Consider the following 16,986-nt stretch of genomic DNA (forward strand, 5'->3'; position numbering starts at 1 on the left):
CTCAGGGGTTCTGGGTGAGCAGGTGGGCGCGGAAGCCCTGGCCGTAGGTGACGGTCGGGGTGCCGGCGTAGTCGGTGATGAGGACGTTGCCGCCGGTGCAGCCCCACGGGTTCCACGTCCACGCCGTGTAACCGAGGCTGTGGGCGTCGAGCCAGGTCATCAGCCGGTCGATGTAGTCGTGGGCGCAGGAGTCCTGGCCGATCTCGCCGGCGTGCACCGGCACCTGGGCGGCGACGGTCGCGATCTGGCTGTCCCAGCACGCCTCGGTGACGCAGGCGTTGAAGTTGTACGAGTGCCACGACGCGACCAGGTTGCCGGTCGGGTCGGTCGGCTTGTACGTCAGCCACTGGGTGAGGTCGTTGGTCCAGGTGAGTCCGGCGGCGAGGACGATGTTCGTGGCGCCGGTCGCGCGGACGGCGTCGACGAGATCCTGCATGCCGGCGACCTCGTACGTGATGCCGGTGCAGGTGCCGCCGTCGCGCAGGCAGCGCCAGGCCGCCGGGATGTCGGTCCAGTTGTTCGACGCGTCCGGGTAGGGCTCGTTGAACAGGTCGAACACGACGGCGTTGTTGCCCTTGAACGCGTTCGCGACCTGGGTCCAGAACGTCGGCGTGTACTGCATGCTCGGCATCGGCTTCTGGCACGTGGCGTTGACGTCGGCGCAGGCGGAGATGTTGCCGGTGTACTGGCCGTGGGTCCAGTGCAGGTCGAGGATCGGGTTCACGCCGTTCGCGACGAGCAACGAAACATAGTCCTTGACCGCCTGCTGGTAGGCCGACCCGCTCGGTGACCCCGACAACCCGAGCCAGCAGTCCTCGTTCAGCGGGATCCGCACCGCGTGCACGTTCCACGCCTTCATCGCGTCGACGGACGCCTTGTCGACGGGTCCGCTGTCCCACATGCCCTTGCCCTGCACGCAGGCGAACTCGCCGCTCGCGCGGTTGACGCCGAGGAGGCGGTAGGCGCGGCCCGCGGTGGTGACGATGCGGTTCCCGGAGACGCGCAGCGCCGGCGCCGGGCCGCTCGTGGGTGGCTGGGAGGACGACTGGGACGCCGACGGCGACGGGCTCGACGGCGTCCCGTTGCAGGCGACGCCGTTGAGCGTGAACGCGGTCGGCTTCGGGCCGGCGGACCCGGCGCCGACGAACGCCGGTTCGACCTTCCCGTTGGTGGGCAGCGATCCGTTCCACGACGCGTTGGTGACCGTGACGGTCGAGCCGGTCTGGCTCCACTCCCCGTTCCATCCCTGGCTGACCCGCTGGGTCGGGTCGGGGAACGTGAAGCCGAGCCGCCACGAGGTGAGCGGGTCGCCGAGGTTGGTCACCACGAGGCCGGCCTGGAACCCGCCGGACCAGCTGTTGGTGACGCTGTAGGTGACGGTGCAGCCGGTGGCCGCGTTCGCCGGGCTCCCCACCGCGGCGATGGTTCCGGCCGTGACGGCGAGCGCGGCCGTGGCGAGTAACGCGATCCGTCGTCGCATGGGATTCCTCCTGGGGGTGACATCGACGGAACTGGATGTGGGGAGGCCCGGCAAGTATGCTCGGTCGCGATAGCGATCGCAATCGATGAAGAAATGTTTCGTGGACGCCGAGAGGCCCCGGTGAGGGAGGTGCGCCGTGCTCGTCCCCGGTACCGGCACGGACGGCCCGCACGGCCGGACCGAGCGGGTCACCGGGCCCGACCACGACCCGTACCGGCAGGTGACGATCGCGTTCATCGCCGAACGGGCGGGCGTGTCGGTGCCCACCGTCTCGAAGGTGATCAACGGGCGCGCCGGCGTCGGCGCGGGTACCCGGGCCCGGGTCGAGTCGCTCATCACCGAGTACGGCTACCGGCGGCCGGAGAACGCCAGCCGGGCCGAGATCATGGAACTCGTCATGGGCGACCTGGAGAGCCTGTGGGGGCTGGAGATCATTCGCGGGGTCGAGCAGGTGGCCCGCACCCATCACGTGGGCGTCGTCGTCTCCGATTTCGACCAGCGGCCGACCGAGGCGCGGGGCTGGATGGAGGACGCGCTGGCGCGCCGGCCGCAGTGCGTCGTGTCCGTCGCGCAGCTGTCCCGGGCCCAGCGCGACCAGCTCACCGCCCGCGGCATCCCGTTCGTCGTCTTCGACCTGGCCGCCGACCTGCCCGACGACGCGCCCTACGTCGGCGCCACCAACTGGATGGGCGGCCGTTCCGCGACCCGGCACCTGATCGAACTCGGGCATCGCCGGATCGCCATGATCGCCGGGCCGGACCGCCTCCTGTGCTGCCGCGCGCGCTTCGACGGATACCGGGCAGCATTAGACGCGTCAAATATTCAAACCGACGATGGCCTGGTGGTCCGCGTGGACCTCAACCACGAGGGGGGTTGGGCCGCGGCCGGCGCCCTGCTCGACCGCCCCGACCCGCCCACGGCCCTGTTCGCCGCGAACGACGTGCTGGCGCTCGGCGCCTACCGGGCCGCGCGCGAACGTGGGCTGCGCATTCCGGAGGACCTCAGCGTGGTCGGGTTCGACGACCTGCCGGTGGTGTCGTGGATCGACCCGCCGCTGACCACCGTGCACCAGCCGCTGGTCGAGATGGCGGCGGCGGCCACCGAGCTCGCGCTCGCCCTCGGCCGCGGCGACCCACCCGCGCAGACCCGCCTCGAGATCGCCACGACGCTGACGGTGCGGCGGAGCACCGGAGTGCCCCGCCGCTGAACCGTCCGCTATGTGGTGGGTGCCGCGTCGTTCGTGTAGCCGGTGCGGAGGACGAGGGTGAAGCTCATGAGCGTGGCGCTCGACCGGTCGCTGCCGAGGAACCATGACTCCTCGGCCAGCACGCTGCCCGTCCCCTGGTCGATGATCAGGCGGATCTGCCCCCACCCGGCGTCACCGCGCCTGGTGTACGCGACCGCGAACCCGGACCGCCCGCCCTGGTCCACGACCTTGCCGAGGAGCTCGATGCCGGGAACGTCGGCGAGCATCCGGTAGGCGGCCGCGCGCACCTGCGCGCTCACCGGAAGATCGGTGATGAGACCCCGGGCGGCGTAGAAGAGCGCGTAGTTCTCGTTCTCCTGGCCGTTGCCGGCACGCAGCTTCGCGACCAGCCTGGTACGTAGCGCGGCCGGCTCGGTCGGCAGCGCGGCCAGTTCCGCCTCGGTGACCGGCTGCCCGGCCAGCAGCATCGACTCGCGCCGGGCACCCTCCCGCAGCGGCTCCACCTGCCGGGGACCGGCCGCGACGGTGTGCTCGATCTTCTTGGTGCCGGGCGGCGTGGCCTCGGTCCAGCGGTCGGGCGAGCCGGCGGCCCGCCAGACCTGTTCGTCGGCCGGGGTGGCGGGACGTGCACCGAGATACTGGTGGACCTCGACGCTCGGGTCGTCCGGGTCGGTGGCCAGCCACTGCTCGTGGGCGTTGCGGGTCATGATCGCGTAGCGCCCGACCTCCTTGCGTTCGCCGCGCTCGTACGCCCTGACCCGGTAGCGACCGTCGGTCGCCGTTCCGGAGCCGGTCTGTTCCGCCGCGACCAGGAGGAGGTCGCTCGCCGTCCGCGGATCGGGCCTTGCGGTTGTTGTTTTTGTGCCGTCCGTTCCCGCTTCAGGGTTGTTCGGGCTGCCGTTGGTGAGGACGAGCGCGCCGGCGACGAGCGCCGCTGCCGCCACCGGCAGCGCGCCGGCGAGCACGAGGCGGGTCCTGCGCGTCGCGCGGGTGGTGACCGTGCGCGTTGCGCGGGTGGTGACCGTGCGCGGGTGGGCGGTGATCGTCCCCGGGTCCGGCACGCTGCCCGGGTCGGGGTCGAGCCGGTCGGGCCGGGCGTCGGCGAGAAGCCGCATCACGTCGTATCTGGTCATCGGGTGTACTCCTTGGCAAGCCGGGCCGAACTGGTCTGACGGTCGACACCCAGGGCGTCCTGCAGCCGCTTCCGTGCCCGGTGCAGCCGCACGAAGAACGTGGCCGTCGAGCACCCGACCACCCGTGCGGCGTCCCGGGCGGCCAGCCCGTGCCACGCGGTGAGCGTCAGGATCTCGCGGTCCGCGTCTCCCAGAGCGGCCAGGGCGAGGAGCACGGCCGCGCGGTCGGTGACATGCTCGGCCACGTCCTCCTCGGCCTCCCGCACCCAGGCCCGCATCTCGGCCGCGAGCGCCGACTGACGAACCTGGTCGCGGTACCGTTCGTGGACCACGTTGCGCGCCACGCCGAGCAGCCACGGCAACGGGTTCGCCGGCACGTCGGCCAGCCGTCGCCAGGCGACGAGAAACGTTTCCGCCACCACGTCGTCGGCATGTTCCCGTCCGGCGCGGCCCACCGCGTACGCGAACACCCGCCGATGGTGTTCGTGAAAAATTGCGGTGAAGCGCCGGCACGCGTCGACATCTGTCACGGGCTCCTGCTCCTCGTGGTCGGAAGGTACGCCGTCACGAGTAGTGCGCGCCAACGCGTGATTCTTACCGCTGTTCTTTTCGCTGTCGCCTCTTCCGCCCGAGTGGGAGGCTGGATACCTTTCTCGGCCGCTTCAAGGTGCCTAGCCTCCCACTCGCTGAAGATCTTTTAGCGGGGTCGCCAGCGCCAGTTCATCTCGTCGGGGGAGGGGGCCGGGCCGGGCAGGTCGGTCTCGTGGGCGGCCGCCATGCCGTCCAACAGCAGTCGCAGGTGACGGTGGCGCAGTTGCCGCGTGCGGTCGGGATCGGGGACGCGGATCGCCGCGCAGCTCTCCAGCAGCAGCCCGATGTCCTCCGCCACCAGGTCGGTGCGCAGGCGCCCGCTCGCGTAGGCGCGCCGCACCAGGTCGAGGACGAGCGCGCCGGACCGCTCGGCGTCCGCCCGCATCTCCGGCGTCGGCGCGAACGTCCCCGCGAGATGGACGGTCAGCGAATGCACGTCGGCCTCGACCACTCCGGTCAGGAACGCCTCGAGCGCCTCCCACCCGTCCGCGTATTCCGAGGCCGCCTCGGCTTCGGCGATGAACCGGCGGAGCCCGTCGTGGCACAGTTTCCGGAGGAGATCCTCCTTGCCGGGGTACCGCCGGTAGAGCGCACTCATCCCGACCCCGGCCCGCTCGGCGACGGCCGCGACCGGCGCCTTCGGGTCATCGAGGAAGACGTCCCGGGCGGCGGCGAGGATCGCCCCGTCGTTGCGGGCCGCCTGCGCCCGCCGTCCCGCCATGGGCGCCCGGTCGGCGCCCGCTGTTCCAGCCGTGGGATTCGACATGAGCGCAGATTAGCACTGGAACGGATCGTTCCGCTCTGCTACTGTGAAGCGGAACGAAGTATTCCGTTCCGGAAACTGGGAGAGAGATCATGGGCGAGCAGAACTGGAAGACCGTGCTGACGGGGTCGCACGAGGCGCTGCGCACCGTGGTCGCCGGTGTCGGGCCCGACGCCTGGGACCTGCCGACGCCGTGTGACCAGTGGACCGTCACCCAGGTGCTGCAGCACGCCGCCGGCGACCAGATCGGCTACGCCGCCGCGATCACCGGGGGGCCGTACCCGACCGAGGACCCGTTCGCCCCGTCCGGGCGCATCGAGGGGGATCCGGTCGCCTACCTCGCGGCCGCTCTCGCGGCGTCGGCCGGCGCGTACGACACGGTTGCGGTCGACGCGGAGTCGGTGCCGACGCCGTTGCCCCAGGGTGCGCTGCCGGCCTGGCTGGCTGCCGGGGCCTGCGCCCTCGACGCGGGCGTGCACGCCTGGGACATCGCCGTCGCCACCGGACAGCCGTCGCCGCTCACGCCGGAACTGGCCGGTCCGCTGATGGTCGCGGCGCGGGCGATCGTCGAGCCGCTGCGTGCCTACGGCGCCTACGCCCCGGCCCTGCCCGCCGCCGACGGCGATGACGAGGTCGCCGCGCTGCTGCGGTACCTCGGCCGCAAGCCGTAAGGCCAGGTGGGCCCGGGCCGAGCGGCGGCGGCCCGGGCCGGCGCCGCGCCCAGCCCGAAGATTCTCCTCATCGCTCCCCGTGAAGTTGATGGGCATCTATGTTGTGGGGGAGTGACCGCTTTGTCAACGTTTCCCGATTTTTCCTCATATCGGACCCGCGTCCGCCGACGCTGGGTGCATAGCGGGTGCGGATCTGGAGCGGACGGGGCTCAACGGTGACCACAAACGAGCGATCCTGGTTGAGCTGGTTTGCCGACCGCTCGGTGAAGACGAAGATCATTTTGGTGGTGACGTTCGTCGCGTTGCTGAGTCTCGCCGACGGCCTCTTCGTGATGGGCGAGCTGGCTGACACGAACGACCAGGTCGGCATCGTGGCGAGCCACACCGAGCTGGTCGACGACGCCGGTGAGCTGCGCAGCGCCGTCTACGTGGCCCGGATCAACTCGCTCGACCTGTTCCTCGCCCAGGACCCGCAGACCGTCGCCGCCAAGACGGCGGCCCTCCCGGTCACCGAGAAGGCCGTGGCCGAGGCGCTCGCGGCGATGCGGGCGTACGACCTGACGGCCGACGAGACGCAGGCGCTCGACGCGTTCGACGGGGCGTGGGAGTCCTGGGTCACGATCACGAACGACGAACTGCAACCGCTCGCCGCGCGCGGCGACCTGGCCGGCATCCAGGCGATCCGGACCTCGAAGGTCGCACCGTTCGCGGCCACCATCGCCGGATCGCTCGACACCCTGGTCAAGGACACGGTGGACGACGCCCGGAAGGAGAAGGAACGGGCCGACGCCACCTACCGGTCGACCCGCGTGGTCGTGTACACGCTGCTGGTCGTGACGCTGCTGGTCGGCGTCGCCCTCGCCTTCGGCGTGGGCAGGTTCATCGCCGCGGCGCTCCAGCGGTGCGTGACCGCTCTTCACGCGATCAGCGCGGGTGACCTGACGGCGCGGACGAAGGTGACCACCCGCGACGAGGTCGGTGACCTGGGCACCACGGTGAACTCGACCGCGGCGGCGATCGGCGACATGGTCCGCCGGATCGTCGAGAGCTCCCAGCGGCTCGCCGGCACCGCGTCGAACCTCTCGTCGGTCGCGACGGAGCTGTCGTCGTCGGCACGGGACACCGCGAACCAGGCGGGACACGTGTCCAGCGACGCCGAGCGGGTGTCCGGCAACGTCTCGACGGTGGCCGCCGGCGCCGAGCAGATGGGCGCCGCCATCCGGGAGATCACCACGAACGCCAGCGAGGCGGCGCAGGTCGCCGGCGTCGCGGCGCAGACGACCGGGCACGCGCAGCAGTCGGTGGGGCGGCTCGGCGAGTCGTCGACGCAGATCGGTGCCGTGGTCAAGCTGATCACGTCGATCGCCGAGCAGACGAACCTGCTGGCCCTCAACGCCACCATCGAGGCCGCCCGCGCCGGCGACACCGGCAAGGGGTTCGCCGTGGTCGCCGGCGAGGTGAAGGACCTGGCCCAGGAGACCGCCCGCGCCACCGAGGAGATCGCCGGGCAGGTCAGCACGATCCAGAAGGAGACCGGCGAGGCGATCAACGCGATCGCCGAGATCGCCGAGGTCATGGGCCGGGTCAACGACTATTCGACGACGATCGCGTCCGCCGTCGAGGAGCAGACCGCGGTGACGGCCGAGATCTCCCGCAGCGTCAACGAGGCCGCCACCGGCGCCACGTCGATCGCCAGCAACATCTCCAACGTCGCCCTCAGCTCCGGCGCCGTGACCGACGGCGCCGCGCGCGCCCAGCAGGCCGCCGCCGAACTCGCCCAGATGTCCGGCGAACTGCGCGACCTCGTGGCGGCGTACCGCGTGTAGATCTTGGACTCCCCACGGTGCTGGAGCACCGCAGGGAGTCCAAGATCGCGCGGGCTAGATGCGCTGGACGGCCGTCGACGGGTTGCCGTCGACCGCGAACTTCAGCTGGGGGACGAGCTTGTCGAGGAGCATCGGCAGGCTCAACAGCGAGATGAACGACGTCGCCGCGCCCACCTCTTCCTCGCTCACCAGGAAGATGTCGCGGGCCTCGGTGTTGACCTTCAGCTTGGTGTAGAGCGGATCGCCCTGGACCTTCGCCTTGTCGGTGTCGTACGAGTCGAGGAGCCAGATCAGCACCTTGGTGTCCAGCAGGTCGATGCGCTCCTTGCTCAGGTTGGCGCCGAACTCCTGGCCGGTGACCTCGGCGAGCCCGTCGGGCATCTTGAAGCCCAGGTCCTGCAGCAGGCGGCCGCGCGGGTCCTGCGGTCCGTAGACCCAGTAGCCCTCGTAGGTGGTGGCCATGAGACCCGTGGCGCCGACGAACTCGGGGTGTTCCTTGCGGATGCTCGCGAACCGCGCCTCCAGCTCGGTGACGAGCTTCTCCGCCTGCGCCTTCTTGCCGACCGCCGTGCCGACGGTGCGAGCGACCTCCTGCCAGGAGACGCCGTAGTCGACCTGGTTCTTCGGCTGCGCCACGGTGGGCGCCATCTTCGACAGCGTCGCGTAGTCCTCGGCGGTGACGCCCGAGTACATCGCGATGATCAGGTCGGGCTTCAGCGCCGCGATCTTCTCGAACTGGATGCCGTCGGTGTCGGTGAGCACCTCCGGCTTCGCCGCGCTACCGAGCGCCTTCTCGGCCCACGGCCAGACCGCGCCCGGCTTCTTGCCGAACCACTCGGTGGTGGCGACCGGGACGACACCGAGCGCCAGCAGGGCGTCCTGCTCGACCAGGCCGACGGTGACGACGCGCTTCGGCTCGGCGTTGATCGTCGTGGTGCCGAACTTGTTCTCGATCGACACCGGGAAGCCCGAGGTGGCGGCCGCGTCGGAGCCCGAGGAGTCGGTGTCGTTGTTCGGGCCGCAGGCGGCGAGGAGGACGAGGAATCCGGCAGCCACCGCGATGGCGCTGCGCCGGATCGGGAAGAGCCGCACGGCTGATCCTTCCGGAGAGGTGAACTTGCAGGGAGTGTAGGTTAGCCTTGCCTAATTGCACGAGTCAGGAACCCCGGGAAGTGATGCGACAGGTCACCGAGAAGCGGACGTCCCGTGAAGCGCGGCGCTGGACCGGCCTGTGGGTCGGTGCCGGCGTCCTGGCTGTCGCGGTCGTGCTGAGCATCGCGATCGGCAGCCGGAGCACGAGCCCGGCCGACGTCTGGCGCGTGCTGTGGCACAAGGACGACTCCGCGACGTCGATCATCGTCTGGTCGCTGCGCTTTCCCCGCACCCTGCTCGGCCTCGCCGTCGGTGCCGCGCTCGGCCTCGCCGGCACCGTGATGCAGGCGCTGACCCGCAACCCGCTCGCCGAGCCCGGCCTGCTCGGGGTCAACCTCGGCGCGTCCACCGGTGTGGTGATCGCGATCGCGTTCGTCGGCGTGACCACTCCGGCCGGCTACGTCTGGTTCGCGTTCGTCGGCGCGGCGGCCACGTCGGCCGCCGTCTTCGCGCTCGGTGGGTCCGGCCGGGCACCCACCGTCGAGCGGCAGGTTCTGTCGGGGGTCGCGCTGACATCGGTGCTGGGCGCCATCGTCTGGGCCATTTTGGTGACCCAACGGAGGGCGTTCGACCGCTACCGCCACTGGGACGTCGGCTCGCTCTCCGACCGGGACACGACGGCGATGCTGCCGGTGGTGCTGCTCATGGTGCTGGGTGCGGTGCTGGCACTGGTCCTGGGCGGCCAGTTGAACGCGTTGAGCATGGGCGACGAGTCGGCGACCGCGCTCGGCGCGCATCCCGGCGTCATCCGCGGGCTCGGCATCCTCGCGGTCACCCTGCTGTGCGGGGCGGCGACGGCGGCGAGCGGGCCGATCTGGTTCATCGGGCTGGCCGTCCCGTACGCGGCCCGCATGGTGACGGGCTCCGACAACCGCTGGATCCTGGCGTACTCGCTGATCCTCGGCCCGATCCTGATGCTCGGCTCGGACGTGCTCGCCCGCGTGCTGGTGGCACCGGCCGAACTCCCGGTGGGTGTGGTGACCGCGTTCCTCGGCGCGCCGTTGTTCATCGCGCTCTGCCGGCGTCGCAAGTTGAGGCTGTTGTGAGCACGCTGGTCAAACCGAAGCGCGTTCCGGTGCGGGCCGGTCGGGTGTCGTTGCGGTTGCACCCGCGGTCGTTCGTGGTCGGCACCGCGCTGCTGCTCGTCGCGCTGGGCATGGCGCTCGTGAACCTGTCGTCGGGCGACCTGCCGGTGCCCGTCCCGGACGTGTTGCGCAGCCTCGCCGGGCACGGTGACGCCGGCACCGACTTCATCGTCTACGAACTGCGGCTGCCGCGGGTGCTCGTCACGCTGCTGGTCGGCGCGGCGCTGGGCGCGAGCGGCACCATCTTCCAGAGCCTGACCCGCAACCCGCTCGGCAGTCCCGACTTCGTCGGGCTGACGTTCGGCGCGGCGACCGGCGCGCTCGTCGTGATGCTGGTCCTCGGCGGTGGCGGGGTGCAGGTCGCCGTCGGCGCGATCACCGGGTGCCTGCTCACCGCCGTCGGCATCTATCTGTTGGCGTTCCGCCGCGGCATCCAGCCGTTCCGCCTGGTGCTCATGGGCGTGGGCGTCTCGGCGCTGCTGGAGGCCGCGAACTCCTACCTCATCTACAAGGCGCGGCTCGACGAGGCGGTCGCCGCGCAGGTGTGGATGATCGGCAGCGTCAACGGCCGCACGTGGACGCACGTGACGATCGTCGCCGTTGCGGTGGCGGTGTTCCTGCCGGTCGCCCTGTACTACGGGCGGCACCTGTCGATGCTGGCGCTCGGCGACGAGATCGCGGTGCTGCACGGGGTGCCGGTGGAACGGAGCCGGGCGGTGCTCGCCCTGAGCGCCGTCGGGTTGTCGGCGGGGGCGACCGCTGCCGCCGGTCCCATCGCATTTGTCGCGTTGGCGGCCGGACCGCTCGCGGCGCGACTCACCCGCTCACCGAACGCGGGGATCCTGCCCGCGGCGATGATGGGCGCGGCCATCCTGACGGTCAGCGACTGGGGCGCGCAGCGCGCACTGTCCACTCAGGACATTCCGGTGGGTGTGGTGACGGCCGCGCTCGGCGGCACCTATCTCTGCTGGCTGTTGTTCCGCGAACACCGGACGAGGAGCGTTTAAATGGACCGTCTGAGCGCGCGGGAGTTGACGCTCGCGTACGACAAACGGGTGGTCACCGAGAACCTCGACGTCCGGATCGCCGACGGCTCGTTCACCGTGATCGTCGGGCCGAACGCGTGCGGCAAATCGACGTTGCTGAAGGCGCTCGCCCGCGTGCTCAAGCCGTCGGCCGGCGCGGTGTACCTGGACGGGCAGGCGATCGCGTCGTACCCGTCGAAGCAGGTCGCCAAGCAGTTGGGCATGCTGCCGCAGTCGCCGATCGTCCCGGGCGGGATCGTCGTGGAGGAACTGGTGGCGCGCGGCCGGTTCGCGCACCAGCGGCTGCTGCGGCAGTGGTCGCCGTCGGACGAGGAGGCGGTGGCGTCGGCGATGCGGTTGACCGAGGTGAGCGACCTCGCCGACCGGTTCGTCGACGAGTTGTCGGGCGGGCAACGCCAACGGGTGTGGCTGGCGATGGCGCTGGCCCAGCAGACCCCGATCCTGCTGCTCGACGAGCCGACGACGTTCCTCGATCTGTCGCACCAGTTCGAGGTGCTCGACCTGTGCGCCGAGTTGCACGAGGAGGGCCGCACGATCGTCGCGGTGCTGCACGACCTGAACCACGCCTGCCGCTACGCGACCGAGCTGATCGTGATGCGCGGCGGCGCCGTGGTCGCGCAGGGCCGTCCCGCCGACGTGATGACCGCCGATCTGGTGGAGGACGTGTTCTCCATCCCGTGCCGCGTGATCGACGACCCGGAGACCGGAACGCCGATGGTCGTGCCGACGGATCGCAGCCGGCGCCGCGCCCGGTCCCGGCCTGTTTTGTCCGGCTGACGACCGGGTAGCCCGAATCAGATGAGAAGGATCGTGTTTCTGGGGACCACGCTCGCTCTCGTTTCGTTGACCGCGTGCGGTGAGGGAGCCACCTCCGCGTCACCCACGACAACGGTGACGGCCTCGGCGTCGGCGCGCGCCACCGGACCCATCCCGAGCGCCGGGCTGCTGCGTCCGTCCGACCTGAGCGGCGCCGCGATGGCACCGGTCGACGGCGACGTCGGCAGGGATCTGCGGCCGCCACGCCCGTGCGGCGACGCGCACCCGAGCGATCCGGCCCGGCAGGCATCGATCGCCATGACCGCCCCGATGACACCCGCCAACGGTCCCGGCGGAACCGTGCCCAGCGTGATCCTCGAGACGATCGTGCGGTACAGCCCCGGTTCCGGCGCGCAGGCGTTCGCCGAGTTGAGGTCCGCGCTGCAGCGCTGCCCCGGCGCGATCGGCCAGGGTAGGCGGAACTGGGAGATCGTCGGCGACGTCGACGCCGGTGACGAGGCGCTCCTGTTCCGCACCAGCGTCCAGACGACGTACGGCGACAGCCCCGACCTCACCATCCAGACGTGGCCGGTCGCGGTGGCCCGGACGGGCGACGACCTCGTGCTCGTCGGCGACCTCGGCTGGGAGAACATGAGCGGCGAGGAACCGGTCGTGCGCACCCTCATCGCCACCGCCGTCGACCGCCTGCGGGCCGCGTCGTAGAGATCCGGTGACGCGGCGGTGTACCCTGCTTCCCGATGATGACCTCCGTGTTCGAAGGGAGGCCCCGCTCCACCGAAGGTGAGTGCTGATGCGCTCATCCCACGTGGACGGTGACCTCCGTCTATCACTCTGGCGGCGCGTGCGCGAGTTCGCCGTGCCGCGGTCGATGATCGAAGCCGCAACCGCTCGCCGTGTCGCGGGCGACTGGGCCGGTGCGTGCGCGGTGGCGCGCGTCGACGTCGATCTCGACCTGCGGGCCGCGGCCCGCGTCCATGGCGCGGAACTCGCGGCCGAGGTCCGCGCCGATCTCCGTCATTTCGCGCCCGACCTGCTGCGTTGGCACATGCCGCGGATGGCGCCCGACGGGCTGCTGCGGGCCGGCCTGACCGTGACGCTGGCCCGGTACGGGGTGTCGGGCGCCGGCACCGTGCACCTGGTCGCGCGCACCGCACCCGCGTGGGCCGACGCCGCCCAGCGGATCAGCCTGGCACTGTGGACCGGCCACGCCACCGACCGGGACGTGCACCCGCATCCGCACCCCGACCGGCGGTTCCGGCTCGACCTGCACCGCCCGATGTGGGACGCGCGCCACGCGCCCGACCTCGCCGCCCGCGCCGGCGCCCAGCACTGGCCCCCACCCCGCGGCGGGCCCGGCACTTCGCCACCGGGCGAGCCCGGCGCCGTGCCGCGCGGCGAACCGGATGGGCTGCCACCCGGTTGTGCCACGCACCGGTGGGCCGCCGAAGCGGAGATCCTGCGCGACGCGGACGGGCGCACCGGCGTCCCCGTGCTCGTGCGGGCCGGCCGGCGCCGCCTGGTGCTCGACGGATCGGCGACGCCGCCGCGGGTCCTGAGAGGGCCGGCGCCGTCGTACCCCGTGCTGCCGCACGCCGCCACCTGGGTGCTGCCCGACCTGGAACTGCTGCGGGCCGGCCTGATCGACGCCGATCGGCTGCACCCGCTGGTCGCCGCCGCGCTCCGTCCACAGTGGACGCCAGCCGGCGCGGAGGCGGACACCGACCGCGCCTGGCGGACGGTCGAGTGCGGCGACGCGCGGCACCGGATCGGGCTGCGGCACGGGGTGCTGACCGCGCTCGACCACGATCCCGACGAGGTGCGGCGCGAGGAACTGTTCGCCGCGCTCGGCGGTACGCCGAGCCCGTGCCTGCGGGTGATCGACGCGGTGCACCGCGATCCGGAACCGCTCGCCGAGATACGGGCCCGCCTCGACCACGGTGACAACGACGGCGCGCTGGCCGCGGTCGAGGAGCTGCTCGGTCCGGCGGCGGTGCTGCGCGACGGCGCATTGCGCGACGAGTTCGAGTCGGCCGTCGCGCGTCAGGTCACGTACGGGCTGTACCGGTCGGGACTCGCCGGCCGCGGTCCGCTCAAAACCGTCCCCCAAAGAAAGGTGAATCTATGACGCAAACCCTGGATATTGCCGGCGAACTGCTCGACCTCCTCGCGACCACCGCGACCGAACCCCGGGCCAACGACCAGCTGGAGGCCCTCACCCTCGCGGTCGCCGCCGACCTGCCCGTGCTGCTGTGGGGCGAGCCGGGCATCGGCAAGACGGCCGCGCTCACCCAGCTCGCCGACTCGCTCGACCTGCCGCTGACCACGGTGATCGCGAGCGTGCACGAGCCGACCGACTTCTCCGGGTTGCCCGTCATCGGCGCCGATCCGGCGGTGCACGGCGTGCCGATGGCGCCGCCGGACTGGGCGGTACGACTGGTGCGGGCCGGCCGCGGGCTGCTGTTCCTCGACGAGCTGTCGACCGCGCCGCCGGCGGTGCAGGCCGCGTTGCTGCGGCTGGTGCTGGAACGGCGGGTGGGCGCGCTGCGGCTGCCGCCGGAGGTGCGGATCGTGGCCGCGGCGAACCCGCGCGCGTCCGCCGCCGACGGGTGGGAGTTGAGCGCGCCGCTGGCGAACCGGTTCGTCCATCTACAGTGGACGTTCGACCACGACGTGGTGCTCCGCGGCCTCGGCGGCACCTGGCCGCACACGGTGCTGCCCCGGCTCGACCCGGCCGGGCTGCCCGACGCCGTCGCCTACGCCCGCCGGGCGGTCTGCGGGCTGCTCACCGCGCGCGGGTCGCTGGTGCACCAACTGCCGACGACCGAGACGCGGCGGGGCGGGCCGTGGCCGTCGCCCCGCACCTGGGAGATGGCGATCCGACTGATCGCGTTCGGCACGGCCGCGGGCGCGTCCCGCGACGTGCTGTCGCTGCTCGTGCGCGGCGTCGTCGGTGACGGTCCCGGCCTGGAGTTGCTGGCGCACATGGACCGCATGGAGCTGCCCGATCCGGAGGACCTGCTCGCCGCTCCGGGCGAAGCGGTGCTGCCGGACCGGGGCGACCTGCGCCAGGCGGTGCTCGACGGCGTCGTGGCGGCGGTGCGGCAACGACCGGAACGCGAGCGGTGGGACGCGGCGTGGGCGGTGCTGGTGCGTGCGCTGGAGACGGGCGCGCCCGATCTGGTGGTGGTCCCGGCGACGACGCTCGCGAAGCTGCGCCGGGACGGATGGCCGGTGCCGCCGGAGATCGAGGGGTTGGCCGGCGCCGTGAGCATCTCCCGGAAGGCGGTGGCGGCGTGAATCTCGACCGGGAGAAGCTGTTCGCCGCCCGGCTGCTCGCCACCCGCGCCCGGCCCTACCTGGCGGCGGCGCTGTTCGCGCTGCACCCCGTCGAGTCGAGGCGGACGCCGACGATGGCGGTCGACAAACACTGGCGCTGCTACGTCTCCCCGGCGTTCGTGGACCGCACGTCGGTCGAGCACCTGGCCGGCGTCTGGGTGCACGAGGTCTCGCACCTGCTGCGCGAGCACCACGACCGCGGCGACCGCTACGCGCGGGCGCACGACCTGCGCGGCCCGGGCGAACGCCTCCGGATGAACATCGCCGCCGACTTCGAGATCAACGACGACGTCTACGGCGACGGGCTCGACCCACCGCCCGACGCCGCGTACCCGGAGCACGTCCAGCTCCCCACCGGCCGCCTGATGGAGGACTACCTGGGCCTGTTCCGGCTCGGCCCGGCCTTCGACGACCTCGCCTGGCTCGACTGCGGCAGCGGCGCCGACGGCGCGGAGCGCGAGTGGGACCTCGGCCCGGGCGGCGCCGACGGGCTCGCCCCGCACGAGCGCGATGCGGTGCGTTTCCGGGTGGCGGAGGGCATCAACGGCTGCCGGGGTAGCGTGCCCCGGGGCTGGCAACGCTGGGCGGAGCAGGCGTTCCACCCGCCGCAGCGGTGGCGCGACCTGCTCGGCGCGGCCATCCGGGCGGCGGTGTCGGGCTGCGGCTCCGGCCAGGACTACGCGTTCGGCCGGCCGGCGCGGCGGTCGTCGGCGCTGCCGGGCGTGGTGCTGCCGGCGTTGCGCACGCGGCCGCCGCGGGTGGCGGTCATCATCGACACGTCCGGATCGGTGAGCGATGCCGAGTTGGGCAGCGCGCTGGTCGAGGTGGCGGCGATCGGCACGGCCGTCGGTGGTCGACGGGACCACGTGAGCGTGCTCTCGTGCGACGCCGCCGCCGGGTTCGCCGGCCCGTGGTGCCGCGCCGAGGGCATCCCGCTGATCGGTGGCGGCGGCACCGACCTGCGCGCCGGGTTCACGACGGTGCTGGGCGCGCGTCCGCGTCCCGACGTGGTGGTGGTCCTCACCGACGGCCAGACCCCGTGGCCCGCCGAGCAACCGCCGTGCCGGACGGTGGTGGGCCTGTTCCCGCGCCGGGCGACGGACTGGGACGAGCGGCCACCGGAGTGGGCGCGCGTGGTCACTATCGGGTGCTGACCCCGGCGGCCATCCGCCGCACCAGGTCCTGGGCGATCCGCCCCGCGTCGGACGACGACGGGTAGATCTCCACCTGGATCAGCACGTTGGCGCGCCGGGCGACCACCGTCAGGCGGTCGCCGCCGTCGTCGGCGAACCCCTCGTCACCGACGTTGCCGAGCGTCCGCCGCCGGACCGCGTCGTCGTTCCGGTCGCGGTACTCGCGGATCGCCCAGCCGAGGGCGGTGCCCTCGCGGGTGCCCTCGTACAGCCACACGAACGAGTTCAGGAGCACGAACTTCTGGCTCGGCGTCTCGGCGTCGACGGTCCACGAGCAGTACGAGAACACGCCGAGGTCGTTGTGGTCGACGTCGTCGCGCGTGCGCTCACGCGGCGCGTCGGGCCAGGCCTGGCTCAACCCGGCGCGGTCGAGGGCCGGGCAGGCCGCCTCGGTGCCGGACGCGACCGGCGCCCACGGCACGATGACGCCCTTCCACGCGCCCACCAGGACCACCGCGATCAGCCCGGCGGCGACGATCGCGACCACCCGCCGGGGCGGCGGTGCCGCGGTTCGGCTCCGGGCCAACCGGATCGCGACCAGCGGCGCGACGATCACGGAGCCCAGCACCGCCGTGAGTCCGGCGACCAGGCCGAACGTGCGGTAGTCGAGCGGGCCGTCGTCGAGGAACCCTTCGAACACGGCCGCCATGCACCCGAACCCGAACACGGCGAGCGCCGTCCATCCCAGGACCGCACGCCATCGCGGCTTGTCAGACATGTCGCCCC

Annotated in this window: 16 protein-coding genes; 10 read left to right on the plus strand and 6 right to left on the minus strand. The window is 72.2% G+C overall.

The window, feature by feature from the left end; genetic code table 11:
- Nucleotide 1 precedes the first annotated feature (1 nt).
- Nucleotides 2-1,480 (minus strand): cellulase family glycosylhydrolase, encoded by a 1,479-nt coding sequence (locus Vau01_RS29990; protein ID WP_203999401.1) that lies wholly within the window; start codon nucleotides 1,478-1,480, stop codon nucleotides 2-4.
- A gap of 136 nt (nucleotides 1,481-1,616) precedes the next feature.
- On the opposite strand from Vau01_RS29990, the gene Vau01_RS29995 reads away from it, so the two are divergent.
- Nucleotides 1,617-2,687 (plus strand): LacI family DNA-binding transcriptional regulator, encoded by a 1,071-nt coding sequence (locus tag Vau01_RS29995; protein WP_203999403.1) that lies wholly within the window; start codon nucleotides 1,617-1,619, stop codon nucleotides 2,685-2,687.
- 8 nt (nucleotides 2,688-2,695) lie between these two features.
- Here Vau01_RS29995 and Vau01_RS30000 read toward each other — a convergent pair whose 3' ends face one another.
- The 3 genes from Vau01_RS30000 to Vau01_RS30010 form a co-directional block, all read right to left on the minus strand.
- Nucleotides 2,696-3,820, minus strand: a complete 1,125-nt coding sequence (locus tag Vau01_RS30000) for a CU044_5270 family protein (RefSeq protein ID WP_203999406.1) — start codon at nucleotides 3,818-3,820, stop codon at nucleotides 2,696-2,698.
- On the minus strand, nucleotides 3,817-4,350 hold the full coding sequence (locus tag Vau01_RS30005; protein ID WP_203999410.1) for an RNA polymerase sigma factor: 534 nt from the start codon (nucleotides 4,348-4,350) through the stop codon (nucleotides 3,817-3,819). The genes Vau01_RS30000 and Vau01_RS30005 overlap by 4 nt, the downstream gene beginning before the upstream one ends.
- 167 nt (nucleotides 4,351-4,517) lie before the next feature.
- Nucleotides 4,518-5,177 (minus strand): TetR/AcrR family transcriptional regulator, encoded by a 660-nt coding sequence (locus Vau01_RS30010; RefSeq protein WP_203999413.1) that lies wholly within the window; start codon nucleotides 5,175-5,177, stop codon nucleotides 4,518-4,520.
- An 89-nt stretch (nucleotides 5,178-5,266) separates the two neighbouring features.
- On the opposite strand from Vau01_RS30010, the gene Vau01_RS30015 reads away from it, so the two are divergent.
- Both Vau01_RS30015 and Vau01_RS30020 read left to right on the plus strand, forming a co-directional pair.
- Complete coding sequence (locus Vau01_RS30015; protein ID WP_203999415.1) at nucleotides 5,267-5,845, plus strand: TIGR03086 family metal-binding protein; 579 nt, start codon at nucleotides 5,267-5,269, stop codon at nucleotides 5,843-5,845.
- A 239-nt stretch (nucleotides 5,846-6,084) separates the two neighbouring features.
- Nucleotides 6,085-7,671 (plus strand): methyl-accepting chemotaxis protein, encoded by a 1,587-nt coding sequence (locus Vau01_RS30020; RefSeq protein ID WP_203999416.1) that lies wholly within the window; start codon nucleotides 6,085-6,087, stop codon nucleotides 7,669-7,671.
- 54 nt (nucleotides 7,672-7,725) lie between these two features.
- On the opposite strand, the gene Vau01_RS30025 is transcribed toward Vau01_RS30020, so the two are convergent.
- Nucleotides 7,726-8,763 carry an iron-siderophore ABC transporter substrate-binding protein gene (locus Vau01_RS30025; protein WP_203999418.1) on the minus strand — a complete coding sequence of 346 codons (1,038 nt, stop codon included), beginning with the start codon at nucleotides 8,761-8,763 and terminating at the stop codon, nucleotides 7,726-7,728.
- Nucleotides 8,764-8,846: 83 nt separating this feature from the next.
- On the opposite strand from Vau01_RS30025, the gene Vau01_RS30030 reads away from it, so the two are divergent.
- The 7 genes from Vau01_RS30030 to Vau01_RS30060 all read left to right on the plus strand — a co-directional run bounded on the left by Vau01_RS30030 (nucleotide 8,847) and on the right by Vau01_RS30060 (nucleotide 16,221).
- Nucleotides 8,847-9,869, plus strand: a complete 1,023-nt coding sequence (locus Vau01_RS30030) for a FecCD family ABC transporter permease (RefSeq protein ID WP_203999419.1) — start codon at nucleotides 8,847-8,849, stop codon at nucleotides 9,867-9,869.
- Nucleotides 9,866-10,915 (plus strand): FecCD family ABC transporter permease, encoded by a 1,050-nt coding sequence (locus Vau01_RS30035; protein WP_239151959.1) that lies wholly within the window; start codon nucleotides 9,866-9,868, stop codon nucleotides 10,913-10,915. The genes Vau01_RS30030 and Vau01_RS30035 overlap by 4 nt, the downstream gene beginning before the upstream one ends.
- Nucleotides 10,916-11,731 (plus strand): ABC transporter ATP-binding protein, encoded by an 816-nt coding sequence (locus Vau01_RS30040; protein WP_203999420.1) that lies wholly within the window; start codon nucleotides 10,916-10,918, stop codon nucleotides 11,729-11,731. It begins immediately after the preceding gene.
- Between the two features lie 21 nt (nucleotides 11,732-11,752).
- A complete protein-coding gene (locus Vau01_RS30045; RefSeq protein ID WP_203999421.1) occupies nucleotides 11,753-12,433 on the plus strand; it encodes a hypothetical protein in 681 nt (226 codons plus the stop codon).
- 88 nt (nucleotides 12,434-12,521) lie between these two features.
- Entirely contained in the window at nucleotides 12,522-13,856 is a 1,335-nt protein-coding gene (locus Vau01_RS30050) for a serine/threonine-protein kinase (protein ID WP_239151960.1), read from the plus strand.
- A complete protein-coding gene (locus Vau01_RS30055; protein ID WP_203999423.1) occupies nucleotides 13,853-15,028 on the plus strand; it encodes an AAA family ATPase in 1,176 nt (391 codons plus the stop codon). Before Vau01_RS30050 ends, Vau01_RS30055 begins: the two co-directional genes overlap by 4 nt.
- A complete protein-coding gene (locus tag Vau01_RS30060; RefSeq protein WP_239151962.1) occupies nucleotides 15,025-16,221 on the plus strand; it encodes a vWA domain-containing protein in 1,197 nt (398 codons plus the stop codon). Before Vau01_RS30055 ends, Vau01_RS30060 begins: the two co-directional genes overlap by 4 nt.
- Here Vau01_RS30060 and Vau01_RS30065 read toward each other — a convergent pair.
- The gene (locus Vau01_RS30065; protein ID WP_203999427.1) at nucleotides 16,208-16,978 is read right to left on the minus strand and encodes a YidH family protein; all 771 of its coding nucleotides are present in this window, start codon (nucleotides 16,976-16,978) and stop codon (nucleotides 16,208-16,210) included. The two genes, Vau01_RS30060 and Vau01_RS30065, sit on opposite strands and share 14 nt — an antisense overlap.
- Nucleotides 16,979-16,986: the final 8 nt, after the last annotated feature.

Origin of the sequence: Virgisporangium aurantiacum, assembly GCF_016863635.1 — a bacterium.
GTDB lineage: Bacteria > Actinomycetota > Actinomycetes > Mycobacteriales > Micromonosporaceae > Virgisporangium > Virgisporangium aurantiacum.

What these genes read in the sequence shown, in the direction of transcription:
- Vau01_RS30050 (WP_239151960.1), top strand. Translation starts at nt 12,522, where the DNA reads ATGCGCTCATCCCACGTGGACGGTGACCTCCGTCTATCACTCTGGCGG.
- Vau01_RS30045 (WP_203999421.1), top strand. Translation starts at nt 11,753, where the DNA reads ATGAGAAGGATCGTGTTTCTGGGGACCACGCTCGCTCTCGTTTCGTTG.
- Vau01_RS30040 (WP_203999420.1), top strand. Translation starts at nt 10,916, where the DNA reads ATGGACCGTCTGAGCGCGCGGGAGTTGACGCTCGCGTACGACAAACGG.
- Vau01_RS30065 (WP_203999427.1), bottom strand. Translation starts at nt 16,978, where the DNA reads ATGTCTGACAAGCCGCGATGGCGTGCGGTCCTGGGATGGACGGCGCTC.
- Vau01_RS30015 (WP_203999415.1), top strand. Translation starts at nt 5,267, where the DNA reads ATGGGCGAGCAGAACTGGAAGACCGTGCTGACGGGGTCGCACGAGGCG.
- Vau01_RS30000 (WP_203999406.1), bottom strand. Translation starts at nt 3,820, where the DNA reads ATGACCAGATACGACGTGATGCGGCTTCTCGCCGACGCCCGGCCCGAC.
- Vau01_RS30030 (WP_203999419.1), top strand. Translation starts at nt 8,847, where the DNA reads ATGCGACAGGTCACCGAGAAGCGGACGTCCCGTGAAGCGCGGCGCTGG.
- Vau01_RS30055 (WP_203999423.1), top strand. Translation starts at nt 13,853, where the DNA reads ATGACGCAAACCCTGGATATTGCCGGCGAACTGCTCGACCTCCTCGCG.
- Vau01_RS29990 (WP_203999401.1), bottom strand. Translation starts at nt 1,480, where the DNA reads ATGCGACGACGGATCGCGTTACTCGCCACGGCCGCGCTCGCCGTCACG.
- Vau01_RS30010 (WP_203999413.1), bottom strand. Translation starts at nt 5,177, where the DNA reads ATGTCGAATCCCACGGCTGGAACAGCGGGCGCCGACCGGGCGCCCATG.